Annotated in this window: 16 protein-coding genes and 1 pseudogene; 5 read left to right on the top strand and 12 right to left on the bottom strand. The window is 54.3% G+C overall.

Going from position 1 to position 19213, the window contains the following annotated elements; translation table 11 throughout:
- Nucleotides 1-350 precede the first annotated feature (350 nt).
- The gene (locus ACR3EM_RS19765) at nt 351-1313 is read left to right on the top strand and encodes a hypothetical protein (RefSeq protein WP_480472346.1); all 963 of its coding nucleotides are present in this window, start codon (nt 351-353) and stop codon (nt 1311-1313) included.
- Nucleotides 1314-1325: 12 nt separating this feature from the next.
- Here the strand turns inward: ACR3EM_RS19765 and rfbA are convergent, their stop codons facing one another.
- The 5 genes from rfbA to ACR3EM_RS19740 form a co-directional block, all read right to left on the bottom strand.
- Complete coding sequence (gene rfbA, locus ACR3EM_RS19760) at nt 1326-2201, bottom strand: glucose-1-phosphate thymidylyltransferase RfbA (RefSeq protein WP_480472344.1); 876 nt, start codon at nt 2199-2201, stop codon at nt 1326-1328.
- A gap of 5 nt (nt 2202-2206) precedes the next feature.
- The gene (rfbD, locus tag ACR3EM_RS19755) at nt 2207-3049 is read right to left on the bottom strand and encodes a dTDP-4-dehydrorhamnose reductase (protein WP_480472342.1); all 843 of its coding nucleotides are present in this window, start codon (nt 3047-3049) and stop codon (nt 2207-2209) included.
- Nucleotides 3046-4089, bottom strand: a complete 1044-nt coding sequence (gene rfbB, locus ACR3EM_RS19750) for a dTDP-glucose 4,6-dehydratase (RefSeq protein ID WP_480472340.1) — start codon at nt 4087-4089, stop codon at nt 3046-3048. Before rfbB ends, rfbD begins: the two co-directional genes overlap by 4 nt.
- 3 nt (nt 4090-4092) lie before the next feature.
- The gene (gene rfbC, locus ACR3EM_RS19745) at nt 4093-4653 is read right to left on the bottom strand and encodes a dTDP-4-dehydrorhamnose 3,5-epimerase (RefSeq protein ID WP_480472338.1); all 561 of its coding nucleotides are present in this window, start codon (nt 4651-4653) and stop codon (nt 4093-4095) included.
- An 818-nt stretch (nt 4654-5471) separates the two neighbouring features.
- Nucleotides 5472-10571 (bottom strand): PA14 domain-containing protein, encoded by a 5100-nt coding sequence (locus tag ACR3EM_RS19740; protein ID WP_480472336.1) that lies wholly within the window; start codon nt 10569-10571, stop codon nt 5472-5474.
- A 434-nt stretch (nt 10572-11005) separates the two neighbouring features.
- Here ACR3EM_RS19740 and ACR3EM_RS19735 point away from each other — a divergent pair, with 434 nt between their 5' ends.
- From ACR3EM_RS19735 to ACR3EM_RS19725, 3 genes are all read left to right on the top strand, one after another.
- Nucleotides 11006-11986, top strand: coding sequence for a glycosyltransferase family 2 protein (locus ACR3EM_RS19735; protein WP_480472335.1), 981 nt, complete (start codon nt 11006-11008; stop codon nt 11984-11986).
- Nucleotides 11987-12130: 144 nt separating this feature from the next.
- Complete coding sequence (locus ACR3EM_RS19730; RefSeq protein WP_480472334.1) at nt 12131-13336, top strand: glycosyltransferase family 4 protein; 1206 nt, start codon at nt 12131-12133, stop codon at nt 13334-13336.
- A gap of 63 nt (nt 13337-13399) precedes the next feature.
- Nucleotides 13400-14323 (top strand): polysaccharide deacetylase family protein, encoded by a 924-nt coding sequence (locus ACR3EM_RS19725; protein WP_480472333.1) that lies wholly within the window; start codon nt 13400-13402, stop codon nt 14321-14323.
- On the opposite strand, the gene ACR3EM_RS19720 is transcribed toward ACR3EM_RS19725, so the two are convergent.
- A complete protein-coding gene (locus ACR3EM_RS19720; protein ID WP_480472332.1) occupies nt 14310-14537 on the bottom strand; it encodes a hypothetical protein in 228 nt (75 codons plus the stop codon). The two genes, ACR3EM_RS19725 and ACR3EM_RS19720, sit on opposite strands and share 14 nt — an antisense overlap.
- 15 nt (nt 14538-14552) lie before the next feature.
- On the opposite strand from ACR3EM_RS19720, the pseudogene ACR3EM_RS19715 reads away from it, so the two are divergent.
- Nucleotides 14553-14821 (top strand): annotated as a pseudogene (locus ACR3EM_RS19715) (transposase); the annotation flags it as partial.
- Between the two features lie 171 nt (nt 14822-14992).
- Here ACR3EM_RS19715 and ACR3EM_RS19710 read toward each other — a convergent pair.
- The 6 genes from ACR3EM_RS19710 to ACR3EM_RS19685 form a co-directional block, all read right to left on the bottom strand.
- On the bottom strand, nt 14993-15994 hold the full coding sequence (locus ACR3EM_RS19710; RefSeq protein WP_480472331.1) for a WavE lipopolysaccharide synthesis family protein: 1002 nt from the start codon (nt 15992-15994) through the stop codon (nt 14993-14995).
- Between the two features lie 70 nt (nt 15995-16064).
- Complete coding sequence (locus ACR3EM_RS19705) at nt 16065-16823, bottom strand: glycosyltransferase family 2 protein (RefSeq protein WP_480472330.1); 759 nt, start codon at nt 16821-16823, stop codon at nt 16065-16067.
- Nucleotides 16817-17137 carry a cupin domain-containing protein gene (locus ACR3EM_RS19700; protein WP_480472329.1) on the bottom strand — a complete coding sequence of 107 codons (321 nt, stop codon included), beginning with the start codon at nt 17135-17137 and terminating at the stop codon, nt 16817-16819. The genes ACR3EM_RS19705 and ACR3EM_RS19700 overlap by 7 nt, the downstream gene beginning before the upstream one ends.
- A complete protein-coding gene (locus tag ACR3EM_RS19695) occupies nt 17134-17880 on the bottom strand; it encodes a glycosyltransferase family 2 protein (RefSeq protein WP_480472328.1) in 747 nt (248 codons plus the stop codon). The genes ACR3EM_RS19700 and ACR3EM_RS19695 overlap by 4 nt, the downstream gene beginning before the upstream one ends.
- Nucleotides 17877-18509: an HAD family hydrolase gene (locus tag ACR3EM_RS19690; RefSeq protein ID WP_480472327.1), complete on the bottom strand. Its 633-nt coding sequence runs from the start codon at nt 18507-18509 to the stop codon at nt 17877-17879. Before ACR3EM_RS19690 ends, ACR3EM_RS19695 begins: the two co-directional genes overlap by 4 nt.
- Nucleotides 18499-18969: a PI-PLC domain-containing protein gene (locus ACR3EM_RS19685; protein ID WP_480472326.1), complete on the bottom strand. Its 471-nt coding sequence runs from the start codon at nt 18967-18969 to the stop codon at nt 18499-18501. The genes ACR3EM_RS19690 and ACR3EM_RS19685 overlap by 11 nt, the downstream gene beginning before the upstream one ends.
- Nucleotides 18970-19213 lie beyond the last annotated feature (244 nt).

The raw sequence follows: 19213 nt of genomic DNA, 5'->3' as shown, positions 1-19213 counted from the left end.
TATTCCGTCGGGCTACCTGGTGACGGAATACTTTTTCGGATTTGATCACAGAAATCGGTGGGTCATGATCAAGAACCCGAACAATTACAAGCAAAGTGCTCATATCATTGAGCGTTATCAAGATCACACCTTCGCGTTTCGGGGTGTAGTCTTTGGCGAATGCCACGTTTTAGCCAACGATTAGAGCCCCTCTGGCGACTTTCTCGCTTTGCGTCACCAGGGGCGTTTCAATTTAATTGCAGCACATTTATTACCGCGCCCATGTCAAAAAAATAGTTTTGTCAGGATCAGCGAGCAAACCTATATCCGAAAAGTAATACAGGCTCGATACTTCTAAATTAGGGTATGTGATGTTTAAGAGTTTCAAACGGTTTATGTCCCCCGGCCTTCTGTTGACGCTTGCCGCCTGCGGCAGCCTTGGCAAATGCGGCAGCCCCAAACCCATCGAGAAATCAGAATTCAACGAACTCTACCAAACCCCCGTTCATGTTTCGCCCGGGCCTCAGGCGGTATTCCACATCGGTCACAGCCTCGTTGCTCGCAACATGCCGTTCATGCTCGAACAGCTTGCTGATGAAGGTCACAGCTATAACAGTCAGTTGGGCTGGGGCACAGCGCTCAAGGCGCATTGGGAACCTGATGAGGTGATCAACGGGTTCGATGTCGAAAACGACCATCCTCGGTACCGCGATGCGCATGAGGCCGTCGCGACAGGTGATTATGACGCGCTGGTTTTGACCGAGATGGTCGAAATTCGCGATGCAATCAAATACATGGACAGCGGCGATTATCTGCATCGCTGGGCACAGGCCGGTTGGAAAGCCAATCCCGATAAGCGCGTTTATCTTTACGAGACCTGGCATCCGTTGGACGATCAGGAAGGTTGGCTCGAACGATTGGATCTGGACCTTGACCGCTATTGGGAGACGGAAATCCTACAGCGCGCAATGGCCTATGACGACATGCCCAACCCGATCTATGTGATCCCGGCCGGTCAGGTCTTTGCCCGTTTCGTACGTGAGGTCGAAGATCGGGGCGGCGTCGGCCCGATCCAGCGCCGCGAGGACCTTTTTGCCAAAAACGATGACGGTACGCAGGATAGCATCCACTACAACGATCTTGGGGCTTATCTGGTGGCCTTGACCCACTACGCGGTGCTCTACCAGAAATCACCTGTGGGACTGCCGCATCAATTGAAACGGGCTGACGGAAGCGACGCGGATGACCCCGGGCCTGAAGTCGCGCTCCTGATGCAGGAAATCGTCTGGGATGTTGTCACCAACTATGCCCCAACCGGCGTTCCACAAGGATAAGGCCGGGCAGGCTCAACCCGCGATCAGATTGGCAAGATACTGACCGTAACCATTTTTCGCGAGCGCTTCGGCCCGTTCGGCCAAATGTTCGCGCGTAATCCAGCCTTTTTGATAGCTAATCTCCTCGGGGCATCCGGTCTGCAACCCCTGCCGTTCCTGCAGCGTGCGAACGAAATTTCCTGCGTCCAGCAGGCTGCCATGTGTTCCAGTATCAAGCCAGGCATATCCACGACCCATGCGGATGAGTTCGAGTTGATCCTCAAGCAGGTATTGTTCCAGAAGGCTGGTGATCTCCAATTCACCCCGACCAGACGGCACCACCTTCCGTGCACGTTCGGGCGCTGATCCATCCAGGAAGTAAAGCCCCGTCACGGCATAATTCGATGGCGGAGACTCAGGCTTTTCGATGATCGCACGCACGCGGTCCTGATCATCGAAATCGACCACACCATAACGCTGCGGATCATTCACGTGATACCCGAACACCGTTGCGCCGGACGCAGACTGATCGGCCTTCAGCAACAACTCGGGCAAACCGTGACCAAAGAAGATGTTATCACCCAGCACCATTGCACTTGGGGCACCGCTTAGGAACGTATCTGCCAAAATATAGGCTTGTGCCAACCCGTCCGGGCTGGGTTGCACAACATAGCTGAGCGATATGCCCCATTGGCTGCCGTCACCCAGCGCGCGCTGAAACTGCTCTTGATCCTGAGGCGTCGTGATGATGCAGATCTCACGGATATCCGCCAACATCAAAACGCTGAGCGGATAATAGACCATCGGTTTATCATATATTGGCAAAAGCTGCTTCGACACACCTTCGGTGATTGGATAAAGGCGCGTGCCCGATCCTCCGGCCAAGATGATCCCTTTGCGTTCCGTCACTGGTACTATCCCTTCAGGTCACTCAAAATATCGGCCAGCCCGTATCGCCAATCTGGAGGGCTGATGAAAAAAACCCGCTCAGTATCCGCACAGTCCAATCGCGAATTCAAGGGGCGGCGCGCCGGTGTGGGGTAATCAGAGCTAGGGATATCAATCACATCACAATCGAGTTGCGCCTGATCAAAAATCTCGCGCGCAAAATCAGCCCAACTGACGGAGGGATATCCTGCGTAGTGATAAAGGCCACGCTTTTGAGGATCTGCACGCATTTGACATGCGATCTGGTGGCAAGCCTGTGCCAGATCCCGTGCCGGAGTTGGACCACCGATCTGATCTGCAACCACCGCCAAGTGGTCGCGCGCCTCTCCCAAGCGCAGCATGGTCTTGACGAAGTTGTTCCCATGCGATGACACCACCCAGGACGTACGTAAAACTGTGGCCTGAGCGTTTGTTGCAGCGACCGCCCGCTCACCGGCCAGCTTAGATCGCCCATAGGCCGCAAGAGGATTGACTGGATCAGCCGGGTTCCAGGGTTTTTGCCCGCTGCCGTCAAAAACATAGTCCGTCGAGATCGTGACAAAAGGAATGCCCAGCACAGCGCATGCACCTGCCATCGCCCCTGGCGCGGCGGCGTTGATTGTGGTGGCAAGTTCTTCTTCCTCTTCTGCCCGGTCCACGGCTGTATATGCGGCCGCGTTGATCACCGCGGTGGGATTTCTGTTTGCGATGATTCCAGAACATGCATCGGGATCCGTCAGATCGGCATCAGACCGCGACACACATTCGACCTCTGACAACGGCGCCAGTTCGCACGCCAGCTGACCAGAGCTGCCAAAGACCAAAATCACGTCGCGACCCCCAACCTGCCGCTGACATTGTGCCGGTCCAGCAGCGCCTGCCACCATTCTTCGTTGGCAAGATACCACTCGACCGTTCGGCGCAGCCCTTCTTCAAGCGTTACGGACGGGCTCCAGCCCAACTCATCGCAGATCCGAGACGCATCGATTGCATAACGCGCATCATGACCGGGCCGGTCAGGCACAAATGTAATCTGCTCGGCATAGCTGCCCTGCGGTTTTGGACGCAACTCATCCAGGATGGCGCACAGGCCACGCACCAGCTCAAGATTAGAGCGTTCGTTGTTGCCGCCAATATTGTAGGATCGACCGTTCTGCCCCCTGTCGGCCACCAGCAGCAACGCATCCGCGTGATCTTCGACATAGAGCCAGTCACGCACATTCGAGCCAGTGCCATAGATTGGTAGCGCTTTACCCGCCAAGGCGTTCAGGATCACCACCGGGATTAGTTTCTCAGGAAAATGATAAGGCCCGTAATTGTTGCTGCAATTCGTCAGCACGATAGGCAAGCCATATGTCTCATGCCAAGCACGCACCAGATGGTCCGACGCCGCTTTGGAGGCAGAATAGGGACTGCGGGGATCATAAGGAGTATCTTCCGTGAACAACCCGTGCGGACCAAGACTGCCAAACACCTCATCCGTCGAGATATGGTGAAACCGGAACCCTTCAGGTTTGCCACGAGCGATCCAGTTCTTCCGAGCAGCTTCCAACAACGTGTAAGTCCCGGAAATATTGGAATCGATGAAATTTCCGGGGCCATCGATGGATCGGTCCACATGGCTTTCCGCCGCGAGATGCATGATTACGTCAGGCTGGTGCGTTTCAAGCGCTTTATCCATAGCACTGCGATCCCGGATATCGGCGTGAACGAAACTGTACCTGGGGTCATCGGCAACGCTGGCCACATTCTCCAGACATGCCGCGTAGGTCAGAGCGTCTATGTTCACCACCTCGTGCCCACGCGCTATGGCCAACCGCACCACTGCAGACCCGATGAATCCGGCCCCACCAGTAACCAACAACTTCATAACTTATCCTTCCCACGCGAAGGGGCTTTTGAACTCCGCAAAACGCTGCGCACTTTCGTCCTTCGCCGACAAGATCGCAGGTCCACCGAGGTTCCAATCGATCCCGATCTCGGGGTCATCAAACCGAACCGTACCATCGCACTCAGGCGCATAGTAGTCACTGCACTTGTAACAGATTTCCGTATCCGGTTCGCATGTGGCAAACCCATGCAGGAATCCCTGTGGCACCAGCATCTGGCGCCCGTTTTCTGCACTCAGCTCGGCACCGAACCACTGACCATATGTCGGGCTTCCCTTTCGGATATCGACGGCAACATCGAACAACCTTCCCCGGCTGCACCGAACCAGCTTGTCCTGTGCATGAGGAGGTGATTGAAAATGAAGGCCGCGCACCGTACCCGACTGGCGCGACAGTGAGTGATTATCCTGCACAAAATCCACATTGATCCCGTGTTCGCGCAACCGCGCAGAATTCCAGCTTTCGCTGAAGAACCCGCGCTCATCGGCAAAGCGATCAGGCGTCAGGATCACAAGCCCGGCCAGCGGCGTCAATTCCACCTTCATTATTCAACCCTTTCTCAATGATCCGATGGCGGCGGCGTCGAGGCCGGAAATTCCCTTCGGTGAGATAAACAAATACAAAACACTCTTGTTGCGATGTTACTGATAAATCGAACAATTCAGAACATATTGAACCCAAAAAACCAGTCATGTTGCAAAAGCGACGGCAGCTTTCAAACGCTGGTAATAGATAATCTGGTTCAAACCAAGGCAAAGCCCGAATTCAATCTCGTGCCGTATCGTTGATGTATAGATCACAAGGGGTTGTTTGCTCGAACTGAGGGAGAAGTTGAACTTCTACTTTACGTTGATCATCGCCTCAGTCTTTTGACAAAGTGTAGGCGGAGCTGAACAAGGACAGGAACGGCAAAGACTCGCCGCTCACCGGCGGTTCATTGCGCGTATGAAGTCCCATCTAACTTGACTCTGTTCGTGGTCAAGGTAGGTGCATCTACTCAAGATAGACATGTTTCAAAGGCCGGAGCGCAGGTTACTACGTGGTTGGGGCACTGGGAATTGCCATTTGCTTTGCTTTGCTGGCGGGTATCACCGCACTAGCGATGGGCTTTGGTGTGTGGGTCGCTTTGGTGATCTATTCTGCTACCGGAATAGTTGTATTTCTTGCCATCGCCGCCATTCGAGTTTTGCGACCAAGAATTGCAGTTTCACCCCGTATAGCCTCTGCCTCGAGAACAGAAAAACCTCAATACAAACGTTGAACCATAAAAAAGCGGGCCCTGAGAAACCAGAGCCCGCTATTATTTTGTCTGATGCAAGTTTTGAAAAGCCCGGTCGAAATCATGTACCGGGCTCTTCTTCAATTACATATCGAAGACCTCGACCGTAACGGTCGCGCGGGTAAAGTCCCCATCATCATCGCCGGCCCAATAGTCGAATGTATCAACTCCGACAAAATCCGGGTTCGGGACGTAAAGCAACTGCCCGTCATCCTGAACATAAACATTGCCGTTCGGTGTCGTGGACAGGCCATCGACGCGCAGGTCATCGCCACCAGCATGCGAGTCATTCGACAGAACGTCGATCAAAACCGCCATACCAGCATTCGTTGACGCAGAGTCATCCTGTGCAGTGGGGTTCACATTGTCGAACGACACGACGCCGTTATACTGCGCGCCGCCCCAATCATTGATGGACCAGGAATTCGCGATCTGCTGATCCGTCATATCGAGCGTGATGACGTGGGTCATCTTATGAAGCTCACCGGTCGCACGATCTGATACGAAGTCTTCTAGCAACAGAACATTCTCGCCCGATTCAGTCTTGTAGTACCCCTCGGTTGCAATGAACTGAGCGATATCCCAGTGCCACCATAGAATATGCTGATCACCCTCGAAGTCACGATCCCGGCTACCGATCGAATCTGTTTTTGTACCGCTGAGATGGAGGTTCTCGCCTTCAGAGATTACGGTATCCGTTTCCAGAACAAAGCCAAGCCGGCCTTCAACCAGATCATCTGAACTCAGGATCGAATGGCGATCCTCGTTGTACCCGACAAAGTTGGTCCCGTTGTTTGCCATGACCAGATCGATAAACACATCGTCGTAGTCTTCGCCATTCGAACCGAAATGGAAGGGTTGATCCAGGTTCGCTCCAGTTGCAAAGCCGTCAATAGTCATACCGTTAGAGACGATATCGAATGCGTTTCCGCCCAATTGGAAGCCGATTTCAGGATATTGACCAGGTTGTTGAGTGGCCAAGAGGTCAAAATCGATCAACGTGTAGTGGGAGCTATAAGACAAGTCGACGCCACGAGTAGTTTCCCAATTCGTGAAACCATCCATAACCGATCGGACATCATGACTCTGATCCGGACCATTTTTGATCACGATCAGGCCAACTTCAGTGCCGAAGGCCTCGTTGTTCTCGAACCCTTGGATCGGTGCTTGGTCAAGGCGCAAATACTCGTTGCCATAGGCAAGTTCAGGTTGATCCAGGTTTTCACCGAGCGGGTCACGTAGCTGGCCGCGAGTCATCCAGACAAATCCATGCGTGGTATTTGCAGCCACGTTATCTGAGGCTTCAACCAGACGCCCAGCGAAGAAGAAGCCTTCGCCGGTCCGCCCATTGTCATGCCGCTCAACATCGCTTTGCAGCTTTACCTGGGATTCGCCGTAGGACACGCCTTCGGTCCTGATTGCGATATTGCGTGACCAGACACCTGTCTCATTACCATCCTCTGCAACAAAGGCGGCACCAAAGATATCCCAAGCCACATTGTCCGTGAAGGTCGCATTGCTATCGTGATGCACAAATCCCCAACCCGGAGATCCGCTGACCGAGTTACCAATCGCAATCGCGGGATCATCCCGATCTTCGATCCCGGTCCGATGGAAGTGGAAAGAGTAGCGGCCCTGAACGTTCGAATCTGGCTGTACAGTGCCAATCGAGTCGATACTGAACGCCGGCTCCGACTTATCGGTCCGTCCCAGATCGTCAAAGGCGGCATAGCGTACATCCACATCATCCGAGTGCATGAACATCGTATGCCCGCGGTGGTGAACAGCAGTATCTTCGCCATCCTCACTGGAGAACGTGATATTGCGCGAAGTGTTCGCAACATAAGCGGAAAGATCGTCACGCGGCGTATCGTGGTCGTGTTCCAACGGGCGATCAATAGTGATCGTATTTCCACTGATGCCAGTGATAACGACTTCTTCATCTTGGCTTTCGTGATGAATTACCGATCCAGCCGCCTGATCCCAGTACCAGCCTTCCTTGTGTGTACCCGTCAAAACGATGCTATCGCCAACCTGCCAGCCTTCGGGAATATCACTCAGCGTGATTTCAGTGTCGCCAGCCATCGGCGCATCATCAACCGTCAGGAAGCTGGTTTTTTCAGCGCCATGAATCTCGACCTGTCCGTGCGAGATTACGCCACGGGATAACAGCATCGGATCCCAGCCGACATCGATATCACCATTGTTGGCAATCACGATCTCAACATCCACATCGTCGGCAATCGGATTTTCTTCGGTTCCGATCTCCAGACGACCCGTCCCGGAAACAACCATGGTGTCCACCAGGATCTTCGAGTCTGCGTCATGCGCAAAGGAAAGCTCGCCATCCACACGTACGGTGAAAAGGGACTCGTCACTTTCGCCGGCATAAACGACCGAGATACCTTCGGGGATCAGTACCTGAGCACCCGCATCCGGAATCCGGCCTTCATGCCATGTATTCGGGTCGAACCAGTCACCGTCGCTAATCGCGACATGGGTGGCCTCTGAACGCGGTACGAGATCCATGAGCGCCACGTGCTCAACCGCACGGCTTTCATCCCCGCCATGTGGATGCGCGTCGGGCTGTGCCATCACTGCGGCTACGTAGTCGTCAACCTCATCAGGGCTTGTAGGTGGTGGAATGTATCCGTCACTATGACCACCATGCGAGCCACCGCCGGTGTGACTGTCATCACCCGAGCTTTGGTCGTCGCCACCAGTGTGGTCGCCATCATCCGTACCATGATCGCCGCCGGTGTGACTGTCATCACCCGAGCTTTGGTCATCACCGCCAGTGTGATCACCATCATCCGTACCATGATCGCCGCCGGTGTGGCCGTCATCGCCCGAGCTTTGGTCATCACCGCCAGTGTGATCACCATCATCCGTACCATGATCGCCGCCGGTGTGGCCGTCATCGCCCGAGCTTTGGTCATCACCGCCAGTGTGATCACCATCATCCGTACCATGATCGCCGCCGGTGTGGCCGTCATCGCCCGAGCTTTGGTCATCACCGCCGGTGTGATCGCCATCATCAGTGCCATGATCTCCGCCGGTGTGGCCGTCATCGCCTGAGCTTTGATCATCACCGCCAGTGTGGTCGCCATCATCCGTACCATGATCGCCGCCGGTGTGGCCGTCATCGCCTGAACTTTGGTCATCACCGCCAGTGTGATCACCAGCATCCGTGTCATGATCTCCACCCGTGTGACTACCATCACTCGTGCTTTCGGAATAGCTCAACGAGTCGCCACCGATCACTTCGCGGCGACCATCGCTATCTGGACCAGCCCACTCCAACTGAAGTGTCGCATCGCCATAAGCTTCAAAATAAAGGATTTCTATGTCATGCGAACCCGCCGACAACTCCAGTGTCACGCGCTGTTCACGTGTTGCATGCAAGCCGTCATTGTCGATTACAGGCTCACCATTGATATAAAGCGCTGAGCCATCATCCGAGTTCAGGTAGAACGTATAGGTCCCCGCCTTCTGCACATTCAGGTTGCCCGAGTAACGTACTGCAAACAAGTCGCCCGGACCGCCTTCCCAAAACGGCTCTTGACCATTCATGAAGCTCAGGTTTTCCACCGCACCCGTTCCATAAGGTGTCGCCTCAAAATCGATCTCTTGAATGCTATCTACCGACTTTGAAAGTAGGAAATAGTGGCCCAGCAAGCCCTGACGACCTGCGCCCGTGCCATCGCTAGAATCGGAATCGTCATCGCCCGTGCTGTGGTCACCATCACCAGTGTGGTCATCATCACCCGCATCTTGGTCACCACTGTCAGCGTCGTCATCATCACCTGCGCCGTGGTCACCGCTGTCGGAATCTCCGTCATCGCTGGTGCTTTCAGGGTAACCCAGCGCTTCGCCACCAATCACTTCGCGCTGGCCATCGCTGTCCGGACCGACCCATTCCAGTTGGAGTGTCGCTTCACCATAGGCTTCGAAATAGCGGATTTCGATGTCGTGCACACCGGCCGACAGGTCCAGCGACACGCGCTGCTCAAGCGTCCCATGCAATCCATCATTGTCGATTACAGGCTCGCCATCGATATACAGAACCGAACCGTCATCCGATGTCAGATAGATCGTATACGTCCCGGCCTCTTGCACGTTGAGTTGGCCTGCATATCGCGCCGCAAACAAATCGTTTGGGCCGCCTTCCCAGAACGGGTCCTGCCCTCCCATGAAACTCAGGCTTTCGACGGATCCTTCTCCGTCGGGCGTTGCATCAAAATCAACTTCGTTCAGGTTGCTGATGAAGTCGGGCAAAATAAAGTATTCGCCCCGCAGCCCCTGACGCCCCGTCTGGGTTCCGGTATCTGTATCTTGATCACCGTCGCCAGTGTGGCCATCATCGCCAGTATCGTGGTCGCCGTTATCGGTGTCTGCGTCGTCGCCCGCGCCTTGGTCACCGGTGTCGGTACCCGTATCGTCACCTGCGCCCTGATCGCCGGTATCAGTGCCCGTATCGTCACCTGCGTCTTGGTCGCCGGCATCAGTGTCCGTGTCGTCGCCCGCATCTTGGTCACCGGTGTCGGTACCCGTGTCGTCGCCTGCGCCTTGGTCACCGGTATCGGTATCCGTATCATCGCCTGCGTCTTGGTCGCCGGTATCAGTGCCGGTATCCTGGTCGCCCGTGTCGTCACCCGCACCTTGGTCGCCACTATCTGTGTCACCATTGTCGCCCGCATCGCCATCGGTCTGATCCACGTCTACGGGTTTCTCGCCCTTCGACAGTGCATCACCGGTGATGGTCTCGCGCTTCCCATCGCTGTCAGGGCCTTCCCATTCCAGCTGCAGGGTCGACCGACCGCGGCCATCGAAGTACCGAATCTCGATGTCATGAGCGCCAGCATCCAGATCCAAGGTAATCTCACTGTTGCGACCACCCCGTCCACCGGCGTTTTCAGCAACCAACTCACCGTTGATATAGAGCATCGCGTTGCTGTCGGATTTCAGATAAAACGTGTACCGGCCAGCTTCGATCACGTTGAGATCACCGAAATAGCGCGCCGCGAAGTAGTTCTTCGCACCACCCTCCCAGAATGCTCCGCGCATCCGCTGGATGTCCAAGGCATCGACCGTCGATGTCGCCGTTGGCTCTGCATCAAAATCGACATCCGCCAGCCCGGTATATCCCGAGTTCAGGGTGAAATATTCTGCGTTCAGACTCATAGCTACGCCCGTTTGCTCAAATCCCGATGTTTCGGGATGATTGTTTCCACTTGCTGGCCTCAGCGAGGCTCAAGTGCGGCAAAACTATGTCGGGCGACAGCTGCCGCGGTCTTCGCCCACATACTAGGAACAACATGCGTACTGTGTTTGAAGCCCTTTTTCAGGCCTTCTGGACGACCATTCAGGCACAATATTCCACGCGCGCACTCAAGCCGCTGCATGGCGCTAATGCCCCAATGATTCCACATAGTTACTGCTCGCCCATCATACTGCGGTACAACCGCAATCCTTAACCCTGAACTGTTTCAATTTGCTTGACAGTGCAAGTTAAGGATCGGCACAACGTTGACGACAAGCAATTTGCAGCGCAATTTTTTGCCATATGGGCACAAACACGCCGATTTTATTTGATTTTCCCTACGTCCGGAGACGCTATGGATGAGATTTCAGGCATTGGTGCCGTCGTAATCGGGCGAAATGAAGGCAGCAGATTGGTGTCCTGCCTAGATTCGATTCCCGCAAATATCGGAAAAATCGTCTATGTTGATTCGGGATCGACCGATGACAGCCTCGCAAACGCACAAAAAGCTGGTGCTGAGGTGGTTGAGCTCGATCTGGATCAGCCCTTTACAGCTGCGCGCGCGCGTAACACCGGGTTTCGCACATTAATCGCTGATAAGAACATCCATTTCGTTCAGTTCGTCGATGGAGATTGTGTCGTTCAGCCAGGGTGGTTCCAATCCGCCGCGCAATTTCTGTCAGAAAATCCCAAAACCGCCGTGGTCTGCGGTCGACGGCGCGAGCGGTTTCCTGATGGCACGGTGTATAATCGGCTTTGCGATATGGAATGGGACACCCCAGTGGGCCAATCCGATGCCTGCGGCGGGGACGCGATGATGCGTGTAGAGGCCCTGAGCCAGGTCGGTGGCTACCGCGACACCATGATTGCTGGAGAAGAGCCAGAGCTTTGCGTGCGATTGCGGGCCGAAGGATGGCGAGTCTGGCGATTGGATGAAGAAATGACGCTGCACGATGCAGATATGACCCGGCTGAGCCAATGGTGGAAACGGGCCCGACGCAGTGGCCATGCCTTTGCCGAAGGCGCCGCACTGCATGGCGCCCCTCCGGAGCGCCACAGCGTCCGAGCGGTCAAACGCATTCTGGCCTGGGGCGTAATGCTCCCCCTGACATTATTGCTGGCGGCTGCTTTGATATCGCCCTGGGCACTTCTGGGATTTGGGCTCTTTCCCCTTCAGGTATTGCGTATCGCCTTGCGCCAGAACCCTGGAAACAGAACCGCGTGGGAATATGCGTTCTTTCTCGTGCTAGGCAATTTCCCCGAGGCCATGGGCGTTCTGGAATACCAACTCAGGCAATGGCGCGGGAAACCAGCGGGGATTATCGAATACAAATAGCATATTTCGATACGTTGAAATCTGGATCATATCTCAAAATTCAGCATTCTGCCCTTATGCCGCCACAGAATGATGATCTGAACTCGATCCTATTCCCTCGGTCCCGAGCAGCGGCTTTGAAGAGTTAGTGTTAAGGTGTTTCAAATGCGTGTGGCCTATCTGACAAACCAATATCCAAAAGTAAGTCACACCTTCATTCGGCGTGAAATTAACGAACTTGAAAAGCAGGGCGTTGAGGTCGAGCGTTTTGCCTTTCGCGGCTGGGATGCCGAAGTCGCCGACCCTCAGGACGAAACCGAGCGCCATAAAACGCGCTATACGTTAGGAAATGGCGCAGGCAGGTTGCTGCTGACCGCAATCAAGTATGCCCAACGCAATCCCCGGCCATTCTGGCGTGCTTTGAAATCTGCGCTGTCCATGTCGCGCAACGCGATGCGCCCTTGGCCTTATCACCTGATCTATCTCGCCCATGCCTGCCAGATCAAACTCTGGCTGGACGAAAACCCGGTCTCGCACCTGCATGCACATTTCGGCACAAACCCTGCAGAGGTCGCCTTGCTGATCCGCCAATTAGGCGGCCCCGAGTACAGCTTTACCATCCACGGCATGGATGAAGCGGACAACGCACCTAAACTGGCCTTTGACCGCAAGGTCGCAAATGCACGTTTTACCGTTGCGATCAGCGCCTTCAGCCGCAGCCAGTTGATGCGCCATGTCGCGTCCGAAGACTGGTCAAAACTCAAAGTTGTTCATTGCGGATTGGAATCTGACGCCTTTGCCGATCCTGCCTTGATCAAAGTGGTCGACGATCCTGTCCTGTTGTGCATTGGCCGTCTCAGCCCCGAGAAAGCCCATCTGATTTTGCTTGATGCCTTCGCTAAAGTTCTGAAACTGCATCCTCAGGCGCGGCTGGTATTGGCTGGGGATGGTGAACTTCGCGCGCCCATCGAACATAAAATCGCAGCACTGGGTCTTGGAGACGCGGTGCGGATCACGGGCTGGATCTCTTCAGAGCAGGTTCGGGACGAGATTCTAAACTGCCACACTCTGGTGCAGCCCAGCCTGATCGAAGGGCTTCCCGTGGTCATCATGGAAGCGATGGCACAAGCCCGACCCGTCATATCAACCTATGTTGGCGGCATACCCGAACTGGTTCAGCCAGAAAAGACCGGATGGCTGGTACCGGCCGGAGATGTTGGCTCTCTGGTAGAAGCCATGTGCAACACCCTGTCCGTTTCGGCGGAAGACCGAAAGCGAATAGGCCAAGATGCGCTAGATCGGGTCACGGCGCGTCACAGCATTACCCACGAGGTCGAAAAACTGCGCGCCTTGTATCAGGGTCAGGTCTGATCGATGGGAGTGTTGAAACAAACGGCACTGTCAGTCCTTAGCACCGGACCAGCCTATACATTAATGCGTTCACATGCCCTGCGCACCAATCCAACACTGGTTTTGTGCTATCACACGCTTGGCTTGGATACCGAGGTGATGGATGCGTGGACCGTTGCGCGCGCACGGGACTTTCAGCAGCAGATCGCTTTCTTGCGTCAGTACTTCGATATTGTCAGCCTCGATCAAGCGCTTGATCCAGCTGCCCCGGCATCGCGCCCCCGGGTGGTAATCACCTTCGATGATGGAGATGTGGGGCTGTTCACTCATCTGTTGCCAATTGTCGAAGCCGAGGCGCTGCCCGTCACGCTCTATATTGCGACCGCGCAAATCGAAAGCCGACAACCCTACTGGTTTGACCGGATCATGAACGCCTTGCAAAACCCAGGGGTCACGACCATCCGCGTCGAAGCCGACGGGCCAAAAACTTGGCAGATCGGCCCTGAAACAGGTGCTACAAGATGGATGGTGATCTCGGATATCCTAGAGACGCTAAAAACTGTCGCCCCGGACTTGCGCGAAGCTTTGACCCTTGAAATTCTGCAACAGGCCGGACCATCTCAGGTCGATGTCACACCTCTTGCGCCGCTTACGCGCGAGCAGCTGCGAGAGTTGGCGCAATCGCCATACGTGACCATCGGTGCGCACAGTCACTGCCACAACCTGTTGGACCAAATTCCGCTGGATGAAGCCATGCAAAGTATACAAGACTCCCGGAAGCTGTTGCAGAAGTGGACGGAACAACCCATCAACCATTTTGCGTATCCAAACGGCAACCACAGCCCAGCGCTGCAAGACGCGGTGAAACAGGCCGGTTTCACATCGGCAACAGCGCTCGGATCAGAGCTATGCGATCCTCTGCAGGTTAACCCTTATGCGATCCCGCGCGTGCTGGTGGGACGTTATGACAGCCTCGCCCGTATGCGCCTTCGATTTATCGGGTATTGAGGCCCCATCTGGATGACGGGGCTGAATTGCGTTTCAAAACACCCAGATTAGCCGCTTCGTCTTTCACCAAAACCTCGAAGACGCTCGCAAATGGCTTGTCGCGATCATCCTCAGCCACCGGCCAGTCAGCTATCCCGCTCCAATCCGCGATATACTGGATGTCGCTGGCAAGGACATAATCGAATACATCACCCTCTTCCTGAAGCGCACGCAAGGCATTTGGGCTTACCTTCCGGATGTCGAATGGTTACTCGGAGACTGCAGGTATGGCGCCAATTGGCTCCGGGAAGCGTTGAAAGACAAAGGGATACGTGCCCGTATCCCTCGCCGGAAACAGCGAAAGAAAGCGGTGAAGTATGACAAGCGCCGATACAAACGCCGCAACCGGATGGAGAACATGTTTGGTAGGCTCAAAGACTGGAGGCGTGTGGCAACAGATGCCCGAAGGACTTCCTGTCAGCCATCGCGCTCGCGGCTCTCGTCAGTTATTGGTTATGAGCCCTGAGCCTATTCATATACAATTCTAGTCCCGGCCAAACCCAAGCGGTCCTATAATGATTGGAAGCGGAGTTAATATGAACCAAATTCCGCTCATTTGAACCTGCACCATTACTTGATCTGAATAAATCCAAGCATTGTTTCACAAACAGGAATATTCAGCGATCAAGTTCAGGTTGTCGTCTCCAGCTCAATGACGTCCATAAACTTCAAAGACAGCGCCTTTTCATATTTCCGTGCGTCCGCGGACGTCACAGCCCCGGCGTAAAGCATCATCCAGTCTGAAAATGTCAGTTCATTCCGAATCCAGCGCAGATCATAGCGGTTAACAAATTCCCGCAAGGTACCTGTCTGTACCTTCGACCAGAAGAAATCAGTTGTACCGTAATCGGCGACCGCGAAACAATCGCGATAGGCAGCCCAGCTATCCTCGACGCTCCAGTCCAGCTTTCGTCCGATCCGCGTCAGAAAGCTTGACGCGATATAGCTTTCCGCAACCGCGTGTTTGCACATCTCTACAATTGGGATCTCATCCCACATGTCAGAGACCGCCTCGGGGAAGTGGTCTGGCGGTGGAGCACTGACCAAGTCCGGTGTCCAGTACTTCAGCATATCCTCAGCATGGCCGAAAACAGTCTGATCGCCCCAATGATAGGGTGCGTATTTCAGCGTGCCATGTCCGACGCCAATTATGCGGTGCTTCTGATCAAAGCCCCCGCTGGGAGGAAAAGTCAGCGCCATGCTGGCCAAAAAACCCATCACGTTGTGACGATACAGTCTCTGGTCCGTGCGCGTTTTCAGAATCCACTCCGCCCCGTCCTCATGCGCTTTGCGAACCCCCGCTCCGGCGCTGACCAGTTGCATGTTCACATTGGAAAAACCCGGCATATCAGGTTTGGCCGACAGGACAATCTTGACCCCTTCCTGCCGCAGCGCGTTTAGCAAACGTTCAGGGGTGTCATCCCATGTCGACAGATAAAGCCGGACCTGAGGCATTGTCCGCCTATAAATGCGCATTGTTTCCAGCGTGACATCATCGTCTTCGGCAATAGGTCCCTGCATAACAATCGCCATCGGCCCAAGATCTTTTTCAGGCTCGGCCATCGGCGCGATCTGAGCGCTGAATTTCGGGCGACTTGTATAGGTCAAAAAGGCCTGTCCACGATGATTCATTTGGCGCATCGTCCACATCAAAATCCGTCGACAAACCTTAAAAAACAGGCTGTTATCAGATTGTGGGTCGTTATTCATCAACCAACCCCTTGATGGCCTTCTGCGACACCGGAGATGTGAGGAACGCATCCAGATCAACCGGCACACCGATCCCGTGCATTCCAGCGCCGACCTTACCGATCGTATGACATACGATTTGCGCACCGGCATCCGCCATGGCGGTATAAACGGGAGCCACATAAAACTCGCCATTCACCCGGATATCCTCCGCTATCATGCGATCCGCCGCCGCAACGAAATCCGAACCTTTCGCAAAGTTGTAGATGCCCACGGTCGCCTCGTCTGAGACGACAACCTTTTCGATCACTTCGACCACGCGCCCGCTATCGTCCCGGCGCACGAAGGACCATTTATCGTCATCGGCCCACATCGTCATGATCAACCCATCAGCATCGCCAATATCAGACAGATATGCATCAATACTTGCATCAATGTACTGATCGCAGTTGGCAATCATCAGCGGGTTATCATTATCAATCACCTCGCGTGCCAGCAACACGGTGCACGCCGCGCCCTCGGTCACTTCATCCACATAGATGATACCACAGCCTGGTGCCCAGCTTTGCAGTTTGTCAGCTAGACCATACTCGGTATCGTGGTCTCGCAAGATCAAAAACGTAAAACGATGCGGAGTGCTCGGTGTCAGATTTTTGATCACCACTTGGATCATCGGGAACCCGTGAACCGGGATCAGTGGTTTGGGCAAATCATAACCAGCAGTCGCAAACCGGCTGCCACGACCCGCCATCGGCACAACGATGTTCAACATAGATATTTGTCCCCTGCTATGCTGGGTAGTTTCACGACAACGGTCGTGGTATCGGTCAGAGCTTCAAAATCAGTGGCTTCACCTGGTTCAATCAGAATGATATCGCCATCCGAATATTCCTGATCATTCATCCGCACGCGGCCCGAAACAATCAATGTCACTTCGGGTGCAATCTTGTGCATGTGGCGTGGTTCGAGAGTGCCTGCATCATAGCTTTTCACAGCGACCTCCGCGGCTTCAGTCCGCAGCACAGCCGGGTCGAAATCTCCGACAAACCAACCTTTAGTCATGTCATTCAGGCGGAAGGTTTTCATTGCCGCACCGCCTTTCGGCGCGCCACCAGCTCTTGCTCATATTCTTCAACCGCCTGCGGTGTGGCCAATGAAATATACTGGTCACGATCAATCCGATGAATCCCGATCTGTTTCTGCGACAAGATCATCTCATTGAAGGACGGACAAACAAAAAACCCGCCATTCACATCAGCCCCTTTCAGGATCATGGTTTTCGCCGCTTCGACAAAGTCCGCACCCTTTCGGAAATAGTAAATCCCTGCAGTCGCGTCGCGGCTGATCGGGCGTTTTTCGGCGGCTTCGATCACCAGCCCGTCTTTGTCGGTCTTGACGAAAGACCAGCGTGGGTGAACGCTGTCAAAGACAACCGTTCCTGCGTCCAGATCACGCGCGCGAAATTCGTCGATTACCGAGCCAACATCAAAGGCCAAAACCTGATCGGAATTGGTAATCAATAGCTCTTCGTCATTGTCCATATGCGCAACGGCTAAAAGCGCAGTGCAAGCTGCACCTGCCGTCTTGCCATCCGCGCGCACGACTGAGCATCCTGGGATCAGCAAACGCAGGACATCTCCAAGGTGAAACCGAAGGTCATCTTCCTTGCGCACGATAAATACAAACTCGACCCCGGCGATACTGGTCAACGGCTCGGTCGTATGATCAATCAAAGGACGGCCGTCGATCTCGATAATCGGCTTTGCAAAAGGAAAGCCATGTTTGCGGAACAGATCATCTCCGCCTGCCATGGGAATCACAATTTTCATGCGGCGCGCTCCTCTACCTGAGCAATGGCATCAAGAATACGATCCAATTGCACATCAAATACGGTCTGAACGACTAGCAAGGGGCATCCTGCTTCTTCCGCAGCTTTGATCCCGTTCGGATTGTCTTCGACCACCAAGCACTGCTCAGGCTTCAAACCCAGCTTCTCGGCGGCGGTCAGGTAAATCTCGGGATGCGGCTTCGCCTTCTTCACATCCTCATTGCTGAGCATCACATCGAGGTACTTGGACAGCGCAGCCTGATCCATCATCAGCTCGACACTACTGCGCACCGCATTCGAGGCTAGGCCCAGCTTGTAACCACGCGCCTTGAGGTTGGAGAGGGCATATTCATGCACGAAGATCGGATTACAGTTCAGATGTACCTGATCGATCGTAAACTTCTGCTTCAACGTGTTCAGAAACCCATGCAATTCACGCGGCAAACCGCGCTCTTTCGACAACATCTCCAGCTTCACACGCGTTGGCAGCCCGTCAAAAGTGGATAGATGGTCGGCGCGCGAAATCTCATATCCAAAGTGCTCCAGCGCTCGGTTCAGAGCGTGGAAATGCCACTCTTTAGCGTCAATCAGCACGCCGTCCATGTCAAATACTACGGCTTCAATCGTCATTGAAAAACTCTCTGGCTTGTTCAGGATAATCGGTGCAAATCAGGGCATTTTCATGACCCAGCACATCCGAGCCGCGCAGCATCTCCCATACCGGGCGATGATCACGACCATGCAGTTCAGGCGACACGATGCAGACCCGCTTTCCCGCATCCAAGTGGCGTGCGATGATAGCTGTATCCCACCAGTCCGAGCGGAACGCATCCAGCCAAACCCCTTCCGCGCGATCATAAAAACTGGGGTCCATTTCTTCGTCGCTATGCCGCGTAAAAACGGGGATACCCGAGTCTAGCCAGCGCAAGGCGTCTGGGACGGACATGTCAAAGACAAAGGCATCGCGAATGGAATAAGCGTCCAGAAAATCGCGCACCATGTCGGTCAGACCGTCGGCCTTTATGTTTAGTGCTAACGTCAAATTGGGCCCCAGATCGCGATAGATTTCGGCCATATCAGAGGCGAGCATACAACCATCAACTGGAGGATCATGAGACACCACCAGAGCCCCGGCAAGATCACGAAAATCCGTCTCTGTCCCGAAACCCAGTTCAAATGAACGCCTGAAAGCAACCGGTAGGTTTTTCTCTTCCGGTGATTTCCAATAACCCCTGTGGCTAAGTACCTGCATGACCATGACTACTCACTAAAACAATTCTACCTTAGGATTAACACATGACAGCCTCAAGAAATTAACCGGCTGCGTAAAAACT

This window comes from Ruegeria sp. AH3 (assembly GCF_056536265.1).
Note: the sequence above shows the minus strand (reverse complement) of the source record. Positions and strands in the feature narration are given on the sequence as shown.

Bases quoted from the DNA above. Each gene is read 5' to 3' on its own strand.
- ACR3EM_RS19765 (WP_480472346.1), top strand. From the start codon at position 351: ATGTTTAAGAGTTTCAAACGGTTTATGTCCCCCGGCCTTCTGTTGACG.
- rfbB (WP_480472340.1), bottom strand. From the start codon at position 4,089: ATGAAGTTGTTGGTTACTGGTGGGGCCGGATTCATCGGGTCTGCAGTG.
- rfbC (WP_480472338.1), bottom strand. From the start codon at position 4,653: ATGAAGGTGGAATTGACGCCGCTGGCCGGGCTTGTGATCCTGACGCCT.
- ACR3EM_RS19740 (WP_480472336.1), bottom strand. From the start codon at position 10,571: ATGAGTCTGAACGCAGAATATTTCACCCTGAACTCGGGATATACCGGG.
- ACR3EM_RS19735 (WP_480472335.1), top strand. From the start codon at position 11,006: ATGGATGAGATTTCAGGCATTGGTGCCGTCGTAATCGGGCGAAATGAA.
- ACR3EM_RS19730 (WP_480472334.1), top strand. From the start codon at position 12,131: ATGCGTGTGGCCTATCTGACAAACCAATATCCAAAAGTAAGTCACACC.
- ACR3EM_RS19725 (WP_480472333.1), top strand. From the start codon at position 13,400: ATGCGTTCACATGCCCTGCGCACCAATCCAACACTGGTTTTGTGCTAT.
- ACR3EM_RS19710 (WP_480472331.1), bottom strand. From the start codon at position 15,994: ATGAATCATCGTGGACAGGCCTTTTTGACCTATACAAGTCGCCCGAAA.
- ACR3EM_RS19705 (WP_480472330.1), bottom strand. From the start codon at position 16,823: ATGTTGAACATCGTTGTGCCGATGGCGGGTCGTGGCAGCCGGTTTGCG.
- ACR3EM_RS19700 (WP_480472329.1), bottom strand. From the start codon at position 17,137: ATGAAAACCTTCCGCCTGAATGACATGACTAAAGGTTGGTTTGTCGGA.
- ACR3EM_RS19695 (WP_480472328.1), bottom strand. From the start codon at position 17,880: ATGAAAATTGTGATTCCCATGGCAGGCGGAGATGATCTGTTCCGCAAA.
- ACR3EM_RS19690 (WP_480472327.1), bottom strand. From the start codon at position 18,509: ATGACGATTGAAGCCGTAGTATTTGACATGGACGGCGTGCTGATTGAC.
- ACR3EM_RS19685 (WP_480472326.1), bottom strand. From the start codon at position 18,969: ATGCTCGCCTCTGATATGGCCGAAATCTATCGCGATCTGGGGCCCAAT.